The sequence below is a fragment of the Marinifilum caeruleilacunae genome (assembly GCF_013141825.1).
GTDB lineage: Bacteria > Bacteroidota > Bacteroidia > Bacteroidales > Marinifilaceae > Marinifilum > Marinifilum caeruleilacunae.
Window position 1 is genome coordinate 18,143 of record NZ_RZNH01000015.1, and the last position, 17,100, is coordinate 35,242.

Genomic DNA, 17,100 nt, shown 5'->3' on the forward strand with positions numbered 1-17,100 from the left:
ATAATATACAATGAAAGCACTTAGAAAATTTCTTGATAAAAAGAAACCTTTATTTGAAAAAGGGGGCAAGTTTGCAAAGTTGCAGTCTACTTTCGACGCTTTTGAAACTTTCTTGTTTGTTCCTGATCATACCTCCAAAACGGGTACACACATCAAGGATGCTATCGATTTGAAGCGTACGATGTCTGTGGTTGTTATGGCCCTTATTCCATCCTTGTTGTTTGGTATGTACAATATAGGATATCAGCATTTTCTATCGGTAGGCGAAACAGCGGACTTGATGGATATGTTTGTTTATGGTTTAATTAAAGTATTACCAATTGTTGTTGTTTCATACGTAGTTGGTTTGGGAATCGAATTTGCCTTTGCGCAAATGAGAGGACATGCTGTAAACGAGGGTTTCCTTGTTTCAGGTATGTTAATTCCTTTGGTGATGCCAGTTGAAGCTCCACTTTGGATGGTAGCAGTTTCTACCGCATTTGCAGTAGTTATTGGTAAAGAAGTATTCGGTGGTACCGGAATGAACATTTGGAACCCTGCTTTGGTTGCTCGTGCATTCTTCTTCTTTGCTTACCCATCTAAAATGTCGGGTGATGCCGTTTGGATTGCAGAAAAAGCAGATAGCTTTTCAGGAGCAACTCCACTAGCTCACGCTGCATCTTTAGCAGAGTATAAAGGAGGTTCGGAAGCAGCAACTTCGATTATCGAACAGCATTTGAGTAATTCATGGGATATGTTTGTTGGATTGATCCCGGGATCAATTGGGGAAACATCAACTCTTGCAATTTTAATCGGAGCCGTTGTCCTTATTGCAACAGGAATTGGTAGCTGGAGAATTATGCTGTCTGTGTTTGCCGGAGGACTTGTAATGGGAACCATCTTCAATTTAATTGGAGTGAATGCTTATATGACTGATATTCCTGCATATCAACACTTACTATTAGGTGGATTTGCATTTGGTGCTGTATTTATGGCAACCGATCCGGTATCAGCTACTCAAACAACACGTGGTAAATACATTTACGGTTTCTTAATCGGATTACTTGCAGTATTAATTCGCGTTGTGAATGCAGGTTTCCCTGAAGCGATGATGTTGGCAATTCTTTTCATGAATACATTCGCACCGTTGATCGACCACTATGTTGTTCAAGGAAATGTGAAGAGAAGATTGAAACGAGTTAAGGTGAAAGCTTAATTAAATAATCAAACTAAGACATGAATACGAATAGTAATACATATACTTTCCTTTATGCTTCTGTAATGGTGCTAATTGTAGCTGCAGTTCTTTCATTTACTGCTTTACAATTAAAACCTCGTCAGAACAAGAACAGGGAAATTGAGAAAAAGCAAGACATCCTAAATGCTGTGGGTGTTTCTTCTACTCCTGCCGATGCTGAAAAGTTGTATGATCAGTATATCGTGAAAGCTTTTACTGTTAGCTCGGAAGGAACTGTTAAATCGGAAGATAAAGATGCAACCTTTAAGGTTGATTTGAAAAGAGAGGCTAAAAAAGATCTTGAAGAAAGAGATTTGCCTGTTTTTGTTTTCAACAAAGAAGGTGTTGGCGAGAAAATGATTTTGCCGGTAAGAGGTAAAGGAATGTGGGGACCACTTTGGGGATACATCGCAATGGAAAAAGATGGGAATACCATTTTTGGGGCAACTTTTGCTCATCAAGGCGAAACACCTGGTTTGGGGGCCGAAATTTCTACTCCTGCTTTTCAGGATCAATTCATCGGAAAGCAAATTTTCAATGAAGCTGGAAAATTTACCTCTATTATCATGGTAAAAGGTACAGCTAGTGGAAATCTTCACCAGTTCGATGCAGTATCGGGTGGTACTGTTACGTCTAAAGGTTTTGAAGCAATGCTTCTTGATAACCTTAGCAGTTATGAAAAGTTTTTAAAATCTTCAAAATAAGCACGAGATGAGCGATAAAGAACCATTATTCTCAGCTAAGAATCGAAAATTGCTTACCAATCCTTTGGGAAGCGATAACCCGATTACCGTTCAGGTATTGGGGATCTGTTCGGCCTTGGCAGTAACTGCTAAGTTGGAACCTGCAGTGGTTTTAACAATTTCGGTTACAGCAGTATTGGCCCTTGCTAATGTAATTATATCATTATTAAGACATACAATTCCTTCAAGAATTCGAATCATTGTACAGTTGGTTGTAATTGCCGCATTGGTAATTCTTGTAGACCAGGTATTGAAAGCATTTGCTTACGATGTAAGTAAACAGCTATCGGTATTTGTAGGTTTGATTATTACAAACTGTATTATCATGGGACGTTTAGAGGCTTTTGCACTTGGTAACAGACCTTGGCCAGCATTCCTTGATGGTATTGGTAATGCAGCCGGATACGGTATCATCCTTGTAATTGTAGCTTTCTTCCGTGAATTGTTAGGATCGGGAACACTTTATGGTTTCCAGGTAATTCCTCAGGCAGTTTACGATATGGGTTACGAGAACAACGGATTAATGATTCTACCTCCAATGGCTTTGGTTGTAGTAGGAATCATTATTTGGGTACAAAGATCTAAGGATAAATCCTTAATTGAGTCGAACTAATCAAAAGAAAAATCGAAACATGGAAAATCTGATTAATATATTTGTCAAGTCGATCTTTATCGACAACATGGTATTCGCATATTTCTTTGGAATGTGTTCGTACCTTGCGGTTTCGAAAACCGTTAAAACTTCTATGGGTCTTGGTTTGGCAGTAATCTTCGTATTGGGAATTACAGTTCCTGCGAACTACATGCTAAACAAATACATATTGGCAGAAGGAGCACTAGTTTGGCTAGATCCTTCGATGGCAGATGTTGATTTAAGCTTCTTAAGCTTTATCATGTTTATTGCCGTAATTGCTTCTATGGTACAATTGGTGGAAATGATTGTTGAAAAATTTGCACCAACACTATATTCATCACTAGGTATTTTCTTACCATTGATTGCTGTAAACTGTGCAATTTTAGGTGGATCGTTATTTATGCAGGAAAGAGGTTACACTTCTTTAGCAGAAGCTACCTCGTTCGGTTTAGGATCCGGTATTGGATGGTTACTTGCCATTGTAGGTATTGCAGCAATTCGTGAGAAAATCCGCTACTCAAATGTACCTGCTCCATTAAGAGGATTAGGGATTACATTTATTGTAACAGGATTAATGGGAATTGCTTTTATGAGCTTCATGGGTATCAAACTCTAAGCTGATAACAGAATAAAGTAAATTGAATTTTCTAAAAAATTAATCGGAATAGAGATGATATTATTAACAACACAGGGAACAGTGATTGCCACAAGTATTGTGATTTTCTTACTTGTGATACTGGTACTGGTTTCTATCCTATTGTACGCAAAGAAGAAACTTACTCCTTCAGGAGAGGTTACAATTGATATTAATGAGGGAGACCTAAAATTGGTTGTTGAACCAGGGAATACTCTTTTGGGTACCTTAGGAGATGAAAAAATCTTCTTGCCATCGGCTTGTGGTGGAGGTGGTACTTGTGCAATGTGTAAGTGTCAGGTACACGATGGAGCTGGATCAATTTTACCAACCGAAACAGGATATTTTACTCGTAAAGAAGCTCAAAACGATTGGCGTTTGGCTTGCCAGGTAAAAGTAAAAGAGGATATGACAATGTCAATTCCTCAGGAAATTATGGGAATTAAGAAATGGGAGTGTGAAGTGGTTTCGAACCACAACGTTGCAACTTTCATTAAAGAATTCGTTGTAAAACTTCCTGATGGAGAAATTCTTGACTTTAAATCAGGTGGATACATTCAGATTGATGTACCTAAGATTAATGTTGATTTCAAGGATATGGACATTGAAGAAGAGTACAGAGGTGATTGGGATCAATTTAAGATGTTCGATCTTACCATGAAAAACCCAGAGCCAACTTATCGTGCTTACTCAATGGCTAACCACCCTGCAGAGGGTAACATCGTGATGTTGAACATCCGTATTGCTACGCCACCATGGGATAGAGTAAACAACAGCTGGATGAATGTAAATCCAGGTATCTGTTCTTCTTTCATCTTCTCGCGTAAGCCAGGTGATAAGGTTACTGTATCGGGGCCTTATGGTGAGTTCTTCATCAAAGAAACAAACAACGAAATGATGTTTATTGGTGGTGGTGCCGGTATGGCTCCAATGCGTTCACACATCTTCCACTTGTTCCACACAGTGAAAACAGGTCGTAAGGCTACTTTCTGGTATGGAGCTCGTTCGTTAAAAGAGGTGTTCTACGCAGATCAGTTCGACGCTATCGCTGCTGATTTCCCGAACTTCGAATGGCACTTGGCACTTTCTGAGCCACTTCCAGAAGATAAGTGGGAAGGACCAACAGGATTTATTCACCAGGTAATTTACGATAACTACCTAAGCAAACACGAAGAGCCGGAAGATATCGAATACTACTTGTGTGGACCTCCAATGATGAACTCAGCTGTTACAAACATGCTGTATGAATTAGGAGTACCAGACGAAATGGTTGAATTTGACGATTTCGGATCGTAACAATATAAAACAAGCCTCGATTTTTCGGGGCTTGTTTGTTTTATAGAGTCTGTGTAATTTCGTGAATCAGTAATATTAACAATGAGGATGAAATACTTGCCTCCTCTTAATTCGTAATTGTATATCATGTATAAGTATAAATATATCTTTTTGCTCCTAATTGGCTTCGCCCTTGTATCCTGTAAAAAGGAAGCAACATATCATTTCAAGGAAGGGAAGGTTTTTGGAACTTTCTATCATTTTGTATATGAATATCCTGAAGGTGAAGACTTGCAGGTTGAAATTATGCAAAAGCTGAAAGAATTTGATTTCTCTTTATCAACCTACAATCCTGAATCGGTGATTTCGAAGGTGAATGATAATGATTCATCGGTTGTATTGGATGATTATTTTATCACCTGTTTTAAGACCAGTGAACAAATAGCACAAATTACCGATGGAGCGTTCGATTGGACAGTAGCACCACTTGCAAATGCATGGGGATTTGGATTTAAAAACAAGCTCGAACCAGAGGATATCCCGGTAGATAGTCTACTAATGGTAGTTGGATATCAGAAAGTGAAATTACAGGGCGGAAAAGTGATAAAAGAGGATCCGAGAATCATGTTTGATGCCAGTGCCATTGCAAAAGGTTATGGAGTGGATATTGTAGCTGATTACCTGGAGTCGAAGGGAATTGTCAATTATATGGTTGAAATTGGCGGAGAAATCAGGGCAAAAGGCAATAGCAATAAGAATCGTCCGTGGAGAGTTGGAATCGATCAGCCAATAGATGATCCTTCAAGTTTGTCGCGACAAATTCAGGACGTAATGGAATTGGAAAATGGCGCATTGGCTACCTCTGGCAATTACCGTCAGTTCTATATTAAGGATGGTAAAAAATATGCACATACCATCGATCCCCGATTGGGATATCCCGTGCAACACAGCCTACTTTCGGCTTCGGTAGTAGCTCCAACTTGTATGAAAGCCGATGCATATGCAACCGCCTTTATGGTTTTAGGACTTGAAAAAAGTATCGAAATTGTGAAAAATGATCCGGAATTGGAAGCCTATTTCATCTACACCGATGAGGAAGGTGCTCTGGCAACATATATCAGTGAAAAATTGAATGCCAAAATCCTGAAGTAGGAAGAAATAGATACTTTGATGTAAAGTGCTTAAATAAGTTATCGGTTTTTCGATTTAAAAAAGTTTGAATGGTAGTTGTTATGAAATAATACAAACCGAGTAAAACGGAAAACCGATAACCAATTATTTAGTGTCGCACGACTCTACTTCATCTTCATTACATGCACAGATATTGCATCCTCCACCTGTAAAGCTGGCATTTTTATCAACGAAAAGTTTGATGGCAAAGCCAAGAAATGCCAGAATAAGTAAAAAAACTGCAAGTAGTAATATTTTAAAAAATACTGCCATAACGATCTCCTTTTTACTCTAAATACGCATAAGTTAAAGGTGATGTTCTACCCGGCAGCTGTTTTTAGACTTTTTTAACTTTTGTAAAATCAACGATTCAAATGATTTTACAAACTTTCCAATTCTTTATCGAGAAGAGTCAATTTTTTATGAAGCTTGGCATTTTTGGCTTTTTCCTGCTCCATTTTGTGTTGAGAAGTAGCGCAACTAATCCCTCTTTTCTTCAACTCTTCATTTCTACCTATATGCAACTCAGGGAATCTACCATTCTTCTTTATCAGGATAGAAATGGCAAATCCAACAAAACCAATTGCCAGAATAACAGCAGTTATAAGGATAACTTTTACAATCATTTGGATAATTCTTAATAAATTAATGGCAAATATATCATTTCAGGATTGTACAGCCAAATTAAACAAGAATAAAAGGTCTGAAATACTTGGAGTAATCTTTCTTATTTAGAATAATTCTTTCTAAATTTGATCTTAGAAAAATCAAAAAAATTCTGTTAAATAAACACACTAACACACTCGTGGATTCTGGAATAAGGGGGAAATTATTTCGAATTCAGAAAATTGAAATAATATGTCAGAAACATTAAAAGAAAACATGGAAGCTAAGGATGATCACCTATCATACGAAGATTTTACTTCCGAAGTTCTTGAAGATTACCGCATAGCAAATATAAGCCGTCAGTTAAGTATTTTGGGTCGTAAGGAAGTGTTAACCGGGAAGGCCAAATTTGGAATCTTTGGAGATGGAAAAGAGATTGCCCAAATTGCAATGGCAAAATCATTCCGCAATGGAGATTGGCGATCGGGATATTACCGAGATCAGACCTTTATGCTAGCAGCCGGAATGCTAACACCTGAAGAGTTTTTTGCCCAATTATTTGGGGAGACTCAACTGGATAAAAATCCGGCAAACGGTGGACGATTGATGAACAACCATTACGCATCAAGAAGTTTGAACGAAGATGGTACGTGGAAGAACCTTACAGAGCAAAAAAATTCATCGGCCGATATCTCGCCAACTGCTGGTCAGATGCCTCGTTTACTTGGCCTGGCATATGCCTCCAAATTATTCCGTGAAAATAAAGACTTACATCAGTTTACCGATTTTTCCATTAAGGGAAATGAAGTGGCTTTTGGAACAATTGGAGACTCCAGTACCTCAGAAGGTCATTTTTGGGAAACCATTAATGCCGCAGGTGTACTAAAAGTTCCGATGGCAATGAGTGTTTGGGACGATGGATGGGGAATTTCAGTTCCAAATAAATATCAAACCACAAAACAAAACATATCAGAAGTATTAAAAGGTTTTGAGCAGGACGAAAACGGTGATGGTTACCTTATATACAAAGCAAAAGGTTGGGATTACCCTGCCTTGTGTAAAATGTTTGCAGAAGGTGTTGAACTTTGCCGACGTGATCATGTTCCGGTACTGTTTCATGTCACAGAAATGACCCAACCTTTGGGACATTCAACTTCCGGATCGCACGAAAGATATAAGACGAAAGAGCGATTGCAATGGGAGGCCGACTTCGATCCGATTAAAAAAATGAGAGAATGGATTCTTTCAATGGAATTAATTGAAAGCGATAAGCTGGACGATATAGAAAAGGAAGCCATTGATGTGGTGAAGAAAGCCCGCCAGACTGCCTGGAAGAGTTTTACCAGTCCAATCAAAAAGGAACGTGATGAATTGATAACTCTTGTAGAAAATGCAGGATGTAAGTGCAAGAAGACAGATCGAATCAACAACATCACTTCTGGTTTGAAGAAAGTGATTCACCCGGTTCGTAAAGACAATGTGAGTGCTGCCAAGAAAATCTTAAGGCATATCTGTTCTAATTGCGAAAGCTTTAAACCTTTGAAGTCGCAGCTACAGGTGTGGTTGAAAAATACCATTGCCGAAAATGAGGAAAGATACAGTAGTCACCTGTACAGCGAAACAGGACTAAAAATTAGCAATATTGAACCGGTAGAACCTGTTTATGGTGAGAATTCAAAAACTGTAAATGGGCGAGAGGTTCTGCGTGATAATTTTGAAAAATTATTTACCAAATATCCACTTTTACTGACTTTTGGTGAGGACACGGGTTTTATTGGAGGTGTGAACCAAAGTTTGGAAGGGATGCAGGAGAAATTTGGAGAACTTCGCGTAACAGATACCGGTATTCGTGAAGCAACGATTCTGGGGCAAGGTATTGGCCTCGCTTTACGCGGATTAAGACCCATTGCGGAAATTCAATACTTCGATTACCTTCTATATGCACTGCAAACCATGAGCGACGATTTGGCCACCATGCAGTATAGAACCAAGGGAGGTCAGAAATCACCAGTGATTATTCGTACTCGTGGTCACCGTTTGGAAGGAATCTGGCATTCAGGATCACCTCTAAGTATGGTAATTAATTCGATACGTGGAGTACATGTTTGTGTGCCAAGAAATATGACTGTGGCAGCAGGATTGTACAACTCCCTTCTGGAATCGGATGAACCTGCATTGGTTATAGAACCTTTAAATGGCTATCGTTTAAAGGAAAAAATGCCTGAAAATTTAGGAGAATTTAAAACGGCCTTAGGTGTTCCTGAGGTTTTAAATGAAGGTTCCGATATCACTTTAGTGACTTATGGCTCATGTGTTAGAATTGCCGAAGATGCAGTGAAACAGCTGAAAGATTTTAACATTTCAGTGGAATTGATCGATGTGCAAACTTTACTGCCATTCGATGTAAATCAAAGAATTTTGGAGTCGGTGAAGAAAACCAATCGCATTGTATTTTTCGATGAGGATGTTCCGGGTGGAGCTACAGCATTTATGATGCAAAAAGTATTGGAAGATCAGAAAGCTTATTTCTATTTAGATTCGGAACCAAGAACAATTACTGCAAAAGATCATCGACCTGCTTATGGAACTGATGGAGACTACTTCTCTAACCCTAATGCTGAGGACGTTTTTGAAGTAATTTACGATATCATGAGAGAATCAAATCCAGGTAAATTTCCTTCGATTTATACAGAATAGAAAGAACATCATATTGATAATGAATCCACAAATTGAAAAGTTTGTGGATTTTTTTTTGATGAGGCTTTCACCCTTTTTTGGAACTAAACTGTCTTATATATGATTGAGAGAATTACTTAGTGGGTATTTTCTCAATAGGCTTTTAGTTAGTAGTAGTTGGATGCAATGTGGTAATTCTTCCCAACAATACAAACGATTAAGCTAAATATACTTGCAGAAGCAATCACTTCCCTTAAAAGTGATTGCTTTTTTTTATCTGCTTCGAAAATCAAATTCAACAAAAAGAAAATCCTACTTGCCCCTACCAGAATGTAATGCGAATGTGTGATTAAGCCCTCATGACAGCAAAGGTGAATTTGATTGTTTAAGTTTTCTTAACCTCCTAAACAGTAAGAAAAAGAGAGTGTTATGATTTAGTTGGTGAAAAAAACAATTTTTTTAAATTCTTTTGTCACCCTTTTTATATACTTCCCTGTTTTAGTATTGTTCAAGACAAGAAATAGGGGTCTTGTTAAGAATAACTTTTTAGTTCGTTCGTTCGTGCCGACGATAATGGTAAAGATATAATTGGGCACAATTCTAAAGGGCTATATATATAGCATTGAAACGGTCATTCTTAGGGGGGATGATCGTTTTTTTTTACTTTTGATTACATGATTAATCAAAACTAAAATGATTCGTATAGCCACTATTGCTGATGCTGAGGCCATTAGCAGAATATACAATTACTACATTAAAAATACAGTTGTAACTTTCGAAGAGGAGGAGGTATCTGCAAAGGAAATTGAGAAAAGAATTTCAAAAGTTCTTGAAAAATACCCATGGTATGTTTACATATTGAATGATACTCTTGTGGGTTATGCCTATGCCAGTGAATGGAAACCCCGACGTTCGTATCAATTTTCGGTTGAAACAACCGTTTACCTTCATCCTGATTTTGGAGCTCGAGGAATAGGCACATTACTATATGGAAAGTTGATATCTGACCTTCGAGCAATGGACTTGCATGTCGCAATTGGGGGAATCACCCTACCAAACGATTCGAGCGTTGCATTGCATGAGAAATTTGGATTCAAAAAAACTGGACAGTTTAAAGAGGTTGGTTACAAGTTTAATCAATGGTTGGATGTAGGCTATTGGCAATTAATATTTTAAAACAGATTAAGCTAAAAATGACCCAAAATCGGCACTAAAAGTTAAAGTTTGTTAAAAAATGAAAGAAAATGGCCCAAAAAGTAACCTATTTTCCCTTTTTAATCGTCTTTATAGTAGAAAACTTTTAGTTAGTGTTGGTTTGATTCATTGTGGTTAGTGGTTAATTGTCTGAGAAGATAATTTACAAATCAACATAAAATTTTTCACCCGGCATTACCCCTTAATATGCCGGGTTTTTTCTTTACTTCTTTCCAAAGAATTTTACAATTAGAAACAGTGTTAAAAATCCTGTAGGAATTAAAATCCAGGAACTAACGCCATAGGCTGCTGGAATTAAACCCAAAAGTATAGCTACTGAACCAACTGTAAGAGCATATGGCAATTGGGTGCGTACATGCTCTATATGATTACAAGAACTCGCCAGGGAACTTAAAATGGTTGTATCTGATATTGGAGAACAATGATCACCAAGAACAGATCCTGCCAAAATTGCCGAAACGGTAATGTAAAAAATATCCATGCTTTGTGCATCGGCCAAGCCTGCCGAGTGACATAAGGCCCAGGATGCCGGAAGAATTAATGGATAAAGAATGGCCATTGTTCCCCAGGATGAACCTGTAGAGAAAGCGATTAGTGCCGATAATATAAAAGTAAAGCTTGGCAAAAATTGTGGAGGAACTTCCGTTGCTATTAATATTTTCGAAATAAAGTCGGCAGTATGCAAATCTTTTGTGATATCGGCAAGAGCCCAGGCCAGTATCAGGATTAGAATAGCAGTGAGCATGGTTTTGAAGCCTTTTACCAAGGCATCGATGGTTTTCTTAAGACTCAGAATTCTTTGTCCAATGCTTAATGCTGCAGCAACCAATACAGCCGAAATGGACGACCACAAAAGTGCCAGGTACGAATCGGATGCCCCAATAATATGAGACAGCTTTGTTCCAAAAGATACTGCTGAATCATTCCAGACTTCACTACTCCAGCCTGTGTATATTAAACCGGCAAAAGTTCCAAAAATAACTACCATTACAGGGATTCCTGCATTGTACCACCTGGTGGGAATTTCATCAGAAATCTCTATGCTCTCAACTTCATCATTGTTTTTCTGTTTTACTTCCGAAATTTTTTCTTCAGACTTCGCCCTTTGCTCAGCTTTGTACATCGGGCCAAAATCTCTTTTCATGATCACAATCATGAGAATAAAAAACAAGGTAAAGAAAGGGTAGAAGCGGGTGGGCAATGAGTTTAAAAAGATACTGTAAGCACTTTCGTCGATATTGATCTGAACCGTTGCCGATTGAATATAGCTCAGCTCAATGCCAATCCAGGTTGTTATCATGGCAATGGAAGCAACTGGAGCAGCCGTAGAATCGACAATGTATGCCAGCTTTTCACGCGAGATTTTTAATCGGTCTGTTACAGGTCGCATGGTGTTCCCCACGACCAGTGTATTGGCGTAATCGTCGAAGAAAATCAGCACACCCAAAATCCAGGTAACAATCTGTCCTGATCTGGAACTATTGGCGAATCGCGATAATTTGTTTACCACGCCTTGCATACCGCCATTTTGAGTAATCAGGTTCACCATGGCTCCAATTAGCATGGAAAATACAATGATGGAAATATGACCTGTATCGGCAAGTGATTGTATGATATAGGTGTCGGAAATTGCGAATATCGCCTTAAAAAATGCCGTAAAAAAAGAAATATCCTGGTAAGTAAAAATGATGAGCGTGCCCGTGAATAAACCTACAAAAAGAGCCGAAAACACCTCTTTAAATACCAATGCCATTAAAATTGCAATAAGTGGTGGTAATATCGACATCCAAAGTGGAATGGCCGAATAATTAACAGCTCTACTCTGTTCTGAAATGCTTACTTGTATCCGATCGTTGCCCTTAAACACAAAAGGGACTACAATTTTATCTGTATCCGCTTTGTGCCACATTTCCGTTTGGTTAAGCTTCACCAACACAGAATCACCATCAGATTGGTAATGAATGGTAATTTCAGAAGGGATATCGGAAATAATAATTTTGGGAAGCTCAATGCGAAAATCGTCTGATCTTGTTTCATCTTTATTAGTTTCGGCAAATGCGACTTGATTTAAAATCAAGAATAAAACAAACAGTAGTGAGAGGGCAGATTTTTTATTCATTCCGGGCAATTTGGTTAGAGAATGTTAAATATAATTATTTTGTCTGCCTTGTACTAATGAATTGGAAAGAACTAATCAGATTTTAGCAGGGGAGAAATCTTTTTTTCTTTCGCAAAATTGGTTAATTTGTATCTGAAAACTTAAAATAATTAGTGTGGAAGGAAGTTCGGATTTATTCAGAATGGAGAATAATAATATTAATCCTGAAAAAGGGAAGGTACTAATTGCCGAACCCTTTTTGGAAGGAAGATATTTTAAACGCTCTATTGTGTTGTTGGCAGAATTTAATGAAGAAGGTGCAGTTGGATTTGTTTTGAATAAGCCAATTAACCTGAGTGTTGATGAAGTTTTGGTGAGTATCGCCCATTTTGATGGAGATGTTTTTGTTGGAGGACCGGTTGATACCAACAGAATTTACTATATCCATACCTTACCCGATTTAATTCCCAACAGCATTCATATTTTCGATAACCTTTACTGGGGAGGCGATTTCAGTGTTTTAAAGGATTTGATTGAACAGAAAAAAGTACTTCCTCACCAGGTGAGATTTTTTGCCGGTTATTCTGGTTGGAGTTCGGGTCAGCTAAACGAGGAAATTAAAGAAAACTCATGGTTGGTAAGCCAAATCGATGTGCGAAGTATCATGAGCCTTAATAACGACGATTTGTGGGAACAATCGCTTAGAAAACTGGGTGGACGATACCGCATGTGGTCTAATTTCCCCGAAAATCCAAGTATGAACTAAGCAATCTCAGCTTAATATCTAAAGGTGTTCCGATTTAACTCTTCCAATAAAAGCTTGGCAGTTTTGTTGAAATATCTTCTATCCTTGTATGCCACAACCCATCTTATTCCGCTAATTGAATTGCTTAAAAATATTTCATCGGCCTCCAACAGGTCATTGGCGGTAATGTTACAATCATCGTAAACAGTCATGTTTAACTTCAGGGCAGTTTCGATTAATTGTTCGCGCATAATTCCACTAACTGCACCACTTTCAATTGATGGAGTCATTAGAATATTGTTTTTCACAATAAACAGGTTTGAGCTGATACTCTCAATCGGATTTCCTCTTTCATTTAGGATCAGGCAGTCATCCAATCGCATTTTATTTTTGTAATTACCTGCCATGATAAACAGTAAAGAGTTACCTGTTTTAAACTGTGAAATAATTCCAGAAGATTTCCTGCATTCGCTATAAAGGTCAATTTTCAGTCCTTTTTTGTTCAAAGCATAGTGGTCGTTTTCCAGGCGCGAAGTTTCAATCAAGTATGAAATGTTATTGTCGCTTGGTGTATACAAACCGCCATCGTTTCTAAAAACACTTAACCTGATTCTTGTTCCTGCAAAGGCTTTGTTCTTGTTGATCAGGTAGGTGATGTTGATTTTCAATTTGTCCCGGAAATTTTCAGGTACAATCATCCCAATTGTGTTCATGCCTTTTATGAGGCGGTCTAAATGCTGATCGAGAAATTGTATTTCGGTTCCGTTGGAATGGATGGTTTCAAAAAGAGAATCTCCATATCTGAAAGCTCGATTCCCAGCACCAAAAACAGCACTATCCTTAGGAAATAATTCACCGTTTAGATTAATATACTCCGATATGCTCATGCTATAATTCTCCTTTTAATATTTGATCGCAATATGCTTCGATATTTTCGTTTGCATCCACTTTTATTCCTGTAATTCCAGCTGCTTCGGCCGATTGTTTATCTCGAGGGCTATCGCCAATCATGAACGACTTTTCAGGATCGATATTGTACTCTTTTATGGCCTTTTTGATAAAGTATGGACTTGGTTTCCGACATTGGCAAGCTGCTACACTGTCGTGATGAGGACAGAAGTAGATTTTCTCAATCGTTATATTTTCCTTTCGCAGAATTGATAAGAGGTGCTCATGCACTTTGTTCACATCATCCTCGGTATAAATTCCTTTTGCTACGCCTCCCTGGTTGGTTACGATAAATAACATGTAACCCGCTTCAGAAAACTTTTTTAAAGAGGGAATAATTCCTTCATTGATAACAAAATCTTCAACCCGGTAAATATAATAATGACCTACATCGGAATTGATGACTCCATCGCGGTCGAGAAAAATGGCTTTTTGCATGCTTTAAAAATTGAGAATCTGCTGCAAAAATAAGGAGAATAATTTGGGTTTAATGATTAATGGAAACAGAAATCCGAATAATGCACCCGAGAAATGTGCACTATGACCAATATTATCAAGATTTTTCTTTCCCATATAATAGGAATAGTAGAGGTATCCGGCAGCGAAAAGAATGCCCGGAATTGGAATTACAAAAAACAGGTAAATGGGCTGTAGAGGTGCAAAAAATATGGTAGCAAAAACCACAGCCGATGTTGCGCCCGAGGCACCCACAGCATTATAATGGTAGTGCTCTTTGTGTTTCTTTAAATCGTAAAGGGTTGAAAATACAATCGCACTAAGATATAAGGCTATAAAATAGATTACGCCTGCCGATCCAAAATTATAACTGAAATAATATTCAAGTGCATCGCCAAAAAAATACAGTACAATCATATTTACCAGCAAATGATCCCAATTGGCATGTAAAAAACCGTAGGTAAGAATTCTGTACCACTGATTTCTTTTGGTAATCTGATATGCGTTGAACTGATATTTGTACAGCAAATCGTTGTTCTGAAATGCTGTCAAAGAAACGAGTACTGTGATTGCAATTATAATAATGGTCATGTTGTTCGATGCTAAAATGCTTCCAACAGTTTTACTGTTAAAGCCGGTTTACCCGGATCGTAACCTCCGGGTTTGTATTCTACTCTGTTGCTGGTAATGCCTTTCGATATTACATATTCAGCTGCTTGCGAGGCCCTTTCCAAACTCAGAATCTTATTTTCTTTTTTGCCATTATCGAAGTTGGTAAAACCAATTATCTGAATGGCGATATTCGGATTCACAAGCAATAAATTTGCCAGGTTATCGAGCTCTGTAATTGTATTTTTTTCAAGCTCTGCTGAGCTCTTTTCATATTCAACCCCAAATAGTTGCATGTTTTCATTTTTATTGAATTTTTGCAACTCGATTTGTTCAAACTGCTCGTTTTGATATCTGTAATTCTGAATCACCTTGGTAAAGTATCCGCCCTGACGGATTATGATATCGTAAGATTTTGATGGATCGATGTCTTGCACAAATTCACCATAATCATCGGTTTCGCAAAAACGATTGGTTTTATAACTGCGGTTAATAATTTCGATGGTAGCTTGCTCCAGAGCTCTGCCCGAGTACTGATCAACTACAATGCCTTTAAACTTTACCCAGGGAGTGGTTTCCATGGAGATATTCAATTGCTTTGGAGCAGATCCTTCCTGATCGAAATACAAAATTCGCTTGGTTTTATATCCTGGTTTGCTTACAATTAAGCTGTAATTTCCTCCTTCGAAAATATCAAGTTTAAACATTCCTTTATCGCTGCTTTTAGCGCTCTTTTCTTTCGATAGGTTATCCATTAAAACTATATCTACATCAGGAATGCTTTTTTTCGAATACATATCTACCATTCGCCCGTGCAGAGATTTAAGTTTGTCAGGGTTTTGAGCAAAGGAAAAAATATCATCGTTTCCTCTCCGGTTAGAAGAGAAATAGCCTTCTGCTTTGGAATTTTTAAAGATCAGGCCAAAATCATCCTTCTCAGAATTAAAAGGAGGGCCAAGGTTGATTGGGAAAGTCCAATGATTTTGTTCAAATGTAGTTTTAAAAATGTCTAAACCTCCAAAGCCAATATGTCCGTCAGAAGCAAAATACAGGTAATTGTCATTGCCAATAAAAGGAAACATTTCGTTACCCGATGTATTCACTGTTGGACCCAGGTTTATGGGTTTGCTCCATGAAAAACCTAGCTTTCGGCACACGTAAATATCCGTTCCTCCATATCCACCTTTCATGTTTGATATGAAATACAGAGATCTGCCATCAGGAGAAATACTAGGATGCCCAATTGAATAGGCACGACCTGAAAATAGAAACAGTTCAGGTTTATCCCAAGATTTGCCGTTGAATCGAGAAGTGTAGATGTTCAATTCCGATTTTCCTTCCAGGTTTAAGTTCCCTTTATTTCTGGTAAAAAAAACGAATCGCTCATTGGGTGTAAAACAAGCTGGTCCTTCGTGATATTTAGAATTGAAAATTTCGCTAAATGGGATTGCCTCTACAAATCGATCACCTACACGTTCTGTGTAATACAAATCCAGGTAGTGTTCTCCTGTGCGGCCATCGATCTGTTTCGATGTTTTGTTATGTCGGCCCGAGACAAAAACAAGGCCATCTTTATAAAGTGCCGAAGCAAAATCGGATTGCGGAGAATTAATACTCACTGCTTTGGCAATAAACTGTTGTTTATCCTCCAGTTCATTGATTAAATTGCATGAAAGAATCAGGTTTTGAATGTCTTGATCTCCTGGCTTAATTTTGGCATATTTTTCGAACCAAACTTTTGCTTCATTGTAATTCCTCATGCTTTTTAAAAGGTGCGCATAGTTCAGGAAATCTTCTGATTTTGCCCGAGGATCGTTCACCAGTTTTTCCATGATATAAAGAGCCTCTGTATCTTTCTGGGTTTGCACGTAGCATTTGGAAAGCTTTCTTTGGATATCAATATCATTGTTATTTTCCAGATACTTTTCAAAGTAATTTATGGCATGTGCAAATTCTTTATTGTTGAAATATCGTTCTCCTTTCTGAACCAATTGCGATTGTGCATACAGGTTGATATTTCCTAATGTTATTAGAAATAATACAAGAAAAATATTTATTCCAGCTTTACTCTTCAT

16 protein-coding genes are annotated in these 17,100 nt (G+C 37.9%); 9 read left to right on the forward strand and 7 right to left on the reverse strand.

Annotation, left to right across the window (positions count from 1 at the left end):
* Positions 1-10: 10 nt before the first annotated feature.
* The 6 genes from ELS83_RS10405 to ELS83_RS10430 all read left to right on the forward strand — a co-directional run bounded on the left by ELS83_RS10405 (position 11) and on the right by ELS83_RS10430 (position 5,654).
* A complete protein-coding gene (locus ELS83_RS10405; RefSeq protein ID WP_171595512.1) occupies positions 11-1,195 on the forward strand; it encodes an NADH:ubiquinone reductase (Na(+)-transporting) subunit B in 1,185 nt (394 codons plus the stop codon).
* Between the two features lie 20 nt (positions 1,196-1,215).
* Complete coding sequence (gene nqrC / locus ELS83_RS10410) at positions 1,216-1,920, forward strand: NADH:ubiquinone reductase (Na(+)-transporting) subunit C (RefSeq protein WP_171595513.1); 705 nt, start codon at positions 1,216-1,218, stop codon at positions 1,918-1,920.
* 7 nt (positions 1,921-1,927) lie between these two features.
* A complete protein-coding gene (locus ELS83_RS10415) occupies positions 1,928-2,572 on the forward strand; it encodes an NADH:ubiquinone reductase (Na(+)-transporting) subunit D (protein WP_171595514.1) in 645 nt (214 codons plus the stop codon).
* A gap of 19 nt (positions 2,573-2,591) precedes the next feature.
* Entirely contained in the window at positions 2,592-3,209 is a 618-nt protein-coding gene (gene nqrE, locus ELS83_RS10420) for an NADH:ubiquinone reductase (Na(+)-transporting) subunit E (protein WP_171595515.1), read from the forward strand.
* A gap of 54 nt (positions 3,210-3,263) precedes the next feature.
* Positions 3,264-4,523 carry an NADH:ubiquinone reductase (Na(+)-transporting) subunit F gene (gene nqrF, locus ELS83_RS10425; protein WP_171595516.1) on the forward strand — a complete coding sequence of 420 codons (1,260 nt, stop codon included), beginning with the start codon at positions 3,264-3,266 and terminating at the stop codon, positions 4,521-4,523.
* Between the two features lie 126 nt (positions 4,524-4,649).
* Positions 4,650-5,654: an FAD:protein FMN transferase gene (locus ELS83_RS10430; RefSeq protein WP_171595517.1), complete on the forward strand. Its 1,005-nt coding sequence runs from the start codon at positions 4,650-4,652 to the stop codon at positions 5,652-5,654.
* Positions 5,655-5,777: 123 nt separating this feature from the next.
* Here ELS83_RS10430 and ELS83_RS10435 read toward each other — a convergent pair whose 3' ends face one another.
* Together ELS83_RS10435 and ELS83_RS10440 are read right to left on the reverse strand one after the other, a co-directional pair.
* Positions 5,778-5,945 (reverse strand): hypothetical protein, encoded by a 168-nt coding sequence (locus ELS83_RS10435; protein ID WP_171595518.1) that lies wholly within the window; start codon positions 5,943-5,945, stop codon positions 5,778-5,780.
* Between the two features lie 107 nt (positions 5,946-6,052).
* Positions 6,053-6,298 carry a hypothetical protein gene (locus ELS83_RS10440; RefSeq protein WP_171595493.1) on the reverse strand — a complete coding sequence of 82 codons (246 nt, stop codon included), beginning with the start codon at positions 6,296-6,298 and terminating at the stop codon, positions 6,053-6,055.
* 232 nt (positions 6,299-6,530) lie between these two features.
* On the opposite strand from ELS83_RS10440, the gene ELS83_RS10445 reads away from it, so the two are divergent.
* Together ELS83_RS10445 and ELS83_RS10450 are read left to right on the forward strand one after the other, a co-directional pair.
* Positions 6,531-8,975: an alpha-ketoacid dehydrogenase subunit alpha/beta gene (locus ELS83_RS10445; RefSeq protein WP_171595519.1), complete on the forward strand. Its 2,445-nt coding sequence runs from the start codon at positions 6,531-6,533 to the stop codon at positions 8,973-8,975.
* 672 nt (positions 8,976-9,647) lie between these two features.
* Positions 9,648-10,130, forward strand: coding sequence for an arsinothricin resistance N-acetyltransferase ArsN1 family B (locus tag ELS83_RS10450; protein WP_171595520.1), 483 nt, complete (start codon positions 9,648-9,650; stop codon positions 10,128-10,130).
* 241 nt (positions 10,131-10,371) lie between these two features.
* Here ELS83_RS10450 and ELS83_RS10455 read toward each other — a convergent pair whose 3' ends face one another.
* Positions 10,372-12,288 (reverse strand): Na+/H+ antiporter NhaC family protein, encoded by a 1,917-nt coding sequence (locus ELS83_RS10455; RefSeq protein WP_171595521.1) that lies wholly within the window; start codon positions 12,286-12,288, stop codon positions 10,372-10,374.
* Between the two features lie 154 nt (positions 12,289-12,442).
* On the opposite strand from ELS83_RS10455, the gene ELS83_RS10460 reads away from it, so the two are divergent.
* A complete protein-coding gene (locus ELS83_RS10460) occupies positions 12,443-13,033 on the forward strand; it encodes a YqgE/AlgH family protein (protein WP_346728156.1) in 591 nt (196 codons plus the stop codon).
* A gap of 11 nt (positions 13,034-13,044) precedes the next feature.
* Here the strand turns inward: ELS83_RS10460 and ELS83_RS10465 are convergent, their stop codons facing one another.
* Genes ELS83_RS10465 through ELS83_RS10480 form a run of 4 tightly spaced genes read right to left on the reverse strand, consistent with a single transcriptional unit; the run spans position 13,045 to position 17,100 of the window.
* Positions 13,045-13,899: an aminotransferase class IV gene (locus ELS83_RS10465; protein WP_171595522.1), complete on the reverse strand. Its 855-nt coding sequence runs from the start codon at positions 13,897-13,899 to the stop codon at positions 13,045-13,047.
* Position 13,900: 1 nt separating this feature from the next.
* On the reverse strand, positions 13,901-14,398 hold the full coding sequence (locus ELS83_RS10470; RefSeq protein WP_171595523.1) for a D-glycero-alpha-D-manno-heptose-1,7-bisphosphate 7-phosphatase: 498 nt from the start codon (positions 14,396-14,398) through the stop codon (positions 13,901-13,903).
* A 3-nt stretch (positions 14,399-14,401) separates the two neighbouring features.
* Entirely contained in the window at positions 14,402-15,007 is a 606-nt protein-coding gene (locus ELS83_RS10475; protein ID WP_171595524.1) for a rhomboid family intramembrane serine protease, read from the reverse strand.
* Positions 15,008-15,018: 11 nt separating this feature from the next.
* A complete protein-coding gene (locus tag ELS83_RS10480) occupies positions 15,019-17,100 on the reverse strand; it encodes an OmpA family protein (protein ID WP_171595525.1) in 2,082 nt (693 codons plus the stop codon).